1 pseudogene is annotated in these 370 nt (G+C 44.9%); it reads left to right on the forward strand.

Annotation, left to right across the window (positions count from 1 at the left end):
- Positions 1 to 4 precede the first annotated feature (4 nt).
- Positions 5 to 370, forward strand: a pseudogene (locus tag HC175_RS20655) (prolipoprotein diacylglyceryl transferase); the annotation flags it as partial.

Raw genomic sequence — 370 nt, forward strand, 5'->3', positions numbered from 1 at the left:
TAAGATCTACTGGAATCCTTCCGAAGGAATCGATCTGGGATTTTTCGTTATCCATTATTATAGCTTAATGTTCGTCGTCGCCTTCACCCTGGGTTGGTAGTTGATGAAAAGCATCTATGAACGTGAGGGAGTGTCTCTGGAGAAACTGGATTCCCTGTTTATTTATACTGTACTCGCCACTCTTATTGGCGCGAGGCTGGGTCATGTGATCTTTTATGATTGGGATTACTTCCAGGACCATTTACTGGAGATCTTCCTGCCCGTACGTTTTGAGCCTGAATTTCAATTTACAGGTTTCCGCGGGCTCGCAAGTCACGGTGCTGCCATTGGGATCATCATTGCCATGTACTTCTACTGCAAAAATGTACTC

This window comes from Salinimicrobium oceani (assembly GCF_012037645.1).